The following is a 2,552-nucleotide window of genomic DNA, read 5'->3' as shown; positions in this document are numbered from 1 at the left end:
AAGCTAAGCCTTTCAGCGCCGATGGTACTGCAGGGGGGACCCTGTGGGAGAGTAGGACGCCGCCGAACAATTTTTCCGGGAAAGCCCCGCACCTTATGGTGCGGGGCTTTTCTGCGTTCCGGGCCAGAATTCTCCGCAACCACCCCCCGACCAGGGGGAATGGCCGCCCTCCCGGTGGCGGTGCGGCGGATGATGGCGACGGTTCTGATGTTCCACGCGCCGACCTCGGCGTCCATGAACGTGTGGGACCCGCATTCGACCACAGCCACGACCCCGGCCTTCGGGAGACACCTGGTCAGGCCGCGCAGCCGGCCGACCCGCTCCAGCCGTGGCACCCGGGTCCGGTCGCGCGATCTGTGCGGCGCGTCTCGTCGTGTCAGGTCGCGTCTCGTCGTGTCTCAGCACGCGAGCAATTGGGGGGACAGGGCCCCGCCGATTTGGGACGCTGCGGCGGCGGGGTGCAGGTGGGCCGCGCGGGTATTCGGTCGGGCATTGGATGGGTGGGCGATGGGCTTCGCGTTCGAGGGACCGGTTCTGGAAGGCAGTTACGTGCGCCTGGAGCCGCTGGATCGGTGGCATGCGGCGGGCCTGGCGGTGGCGGCGGAGGAGGACCGGGGGTCGTACCGGTTCACCTGGGTCCCCACAGCGGCGGAGGTCGAGGGGTACGTCGATGCTCAGCTCGCCCGTGCCGAGGCGGGCGAGGTGGTCCCTTACGTACAGGTGGAGCGGGCCTCGGGCCGGGTCGTGGGGCCACGGCGTATCTCGACCCGCGGCTGAGCCCCACCGGGGACGGCCTGTGTGCGGTCGAGGTCGGGTTCACCTGGCTCGCGGCCTCGGCGCAAGGCACGGGGGTCAACAGCGAGGCCAAGTACCTATTGTTCCGGCATGCGTTCGAGCGGTGGGGGGTCGCCCGCCTCGACCTGAAGACCGACGCGCGCAACAGCCGTAGCCGGGCCGCGATCGAAGGGGTCGGCGCGCGGTTCGAGGGCGTCCTGCGGAACTGGTCCCGGTCATGGGCCCCGGGCGAGGACGGCCGCCTTCGCGACTCGGCGATCTTCTCGATCACCGCCGAGGAGTGGCCGGAATGCCGGGCGAGGCTGGAACAGCGAATCGTCGGTGCAGCCGCGGGGTGATGGGTACGCCGAGGAGCCGGCGGGTCGGCGGGCCGGCGGGCCGGCGGAAGAGTCATCCGCTCGGGCGCGCACGCCGAGGCGTGGGCTTCGGAACGGAGGCCGGAGGTAGGGACAGTTCGTCGCCCTGTTTCGGGACGAGACGCTCCCCGGTGACTGGAACGCGGATGGTCCGTGTGAACGCAAAGGGTCGGATGGTGGGTCATGAGTACGGGGCAGCTGCATTCCGGGGTTCACCCCGTCGACGACGGCCTTGTGCGGCGGCTGGTCGCGCGGCGGTTCCCGCAGTGGAGTGGGCTGGCGGTGCGCCGGGTCGTGTCGGGGGGAACGGTCAACGCCATGTACCGGCTGGGCGGCGCCATGGTCGTGCGGCTTCCGTTGGTCGCGGGTGGGGCGGGGGACGTGGTGAGGGAGCGGGAGTGGCTGCCGCGGCTCGGGTCCCTGTTGCCCGTGGGGGTGCCCGGGGTGCTCGGGAGCGGGGAGCCGGAGGACGGGTACCCGTGGCCGTGGTCGGTGTACCGGTGGCTGGAGGGGGAGATCCCGGAGGCGGGGGCGCTGAGCGCGCCCGAGGGCCTGGCCGTCGATCTCGCCGGCTTCGTGGCGGCGATGCGGAGGGTCACCCTGCCGGGGGCGCCGGCGGCCCACCGCGGAGGCCCTCTCTCCTCGCTCGATACGGAGACCCGAAGGGCCATCGAGGAACTGCGCGGGATCCCGGAGGAGGGCATAGACTGCGATGCCGCGGCCGCGGTCTGGGAGGAGGCGCTGCGGGTTCCGGCCTGGGACGGTCCGCCGGCCTGGCTGCACGCCGACCTGATGCCGGGGAACGTCCTCGTGGAGGACGGCAGGCTGACGGCGGTCATCGACTTCGGGTGTGCGGGGGTGGGCGATCCGGCCTGCGATCTGTTCCCGGCGTGGAACCTGCTGCCGGGAGGGGCGCGCGAGGTCTTCCGCCAGGCGCTCGGGGTGGACGACGCCACCTGGTCCCGCGGCCGGGCCCGGACGCTCTCGCAGGCGCTGATCGCGCTCCCCTCCTACCGGACCACCAATCGCGCGATGGCGGGGAACGCACGGCACGTGATCCGGGCGGTCCTGGACCCGCAGGGGAGCCGTTGACAGGGGGATGGTGGCTGAGTAGAGTCAAACGGTTGCCTCGAACTGGACAAGTTCGGCAGCGATGGTTTAAGGTCGTTACTTGCCCCCCTCCCATGGAATTCAAATCCATCAGGGGTGCACTCCGCTCTTTTTCAGATGTGAACGCCGGGAGAACCGGTCCGAAACTTCTGATAGAGTCGGACTCGCCGGAAAGGGAAACGCGAAAGCGAAAACCTGGAAAGCGAAACCCGCTTCGACCGGGAATCGGACACGAGAGAGTCTGATAGAGTCGGAAACGAAGAACGAAGCCCGGAGGAAAACCCGCGAGGG

1 protein-coding gene, 1 rRNA gene and 1 pseudogene are annotated in these 2,552 nt (G+C 70.2%); all 3 read left to right on the top strand.

The genetic code is table 11. The annotated features are described in order from the left end of the window. Positions 1–68: ribosomal RNA gene (gene rrf, locus QMF80_RS38540) — 5S ribosomal RNA — on the top strand; the annotation flags it as partial. A 439-nt stretch (positions 69–507) separates the two neighbouring features. Further along, positions 508–1,133, top strand: a pseudogene (locus tag QMF80_RS37800) (GNAT family N-acetyltransferase). A gap of 201 nt (positions 1,134–1,334) precedes the next feature. Beyond that, positions 1,335–2,243 carry an aminoglycoside phosphotransferase family protein gene (locus QMF80_RS37795; protein ID WP_283461946.1) on the top strand — a complete coding sequence of 303 codons (909 nt, stop codon included), beginning with the start codon at positions 1,335–1,337 and terminating at the stop codon, positions 2,241–2,243. The last annotated feature ends 309 nt before the right edge of the window (positions 2,244–2,552 follow it).

The sequence above is a fragment of the Streptomyces sp. G-G2 genome, assembly GCF_030063135.1.
Taxonomy (GTDB): Bacteria; Actinomycetota; Actinomycetes; order Streptomycetales; family Streptomycetaceae; genus Streptomyces.
The sequence above is the reverse complement of the archived record's forward strand: the minus strand, read 5'-3'. Positions and strand labels throughout refer to the sequence as shown.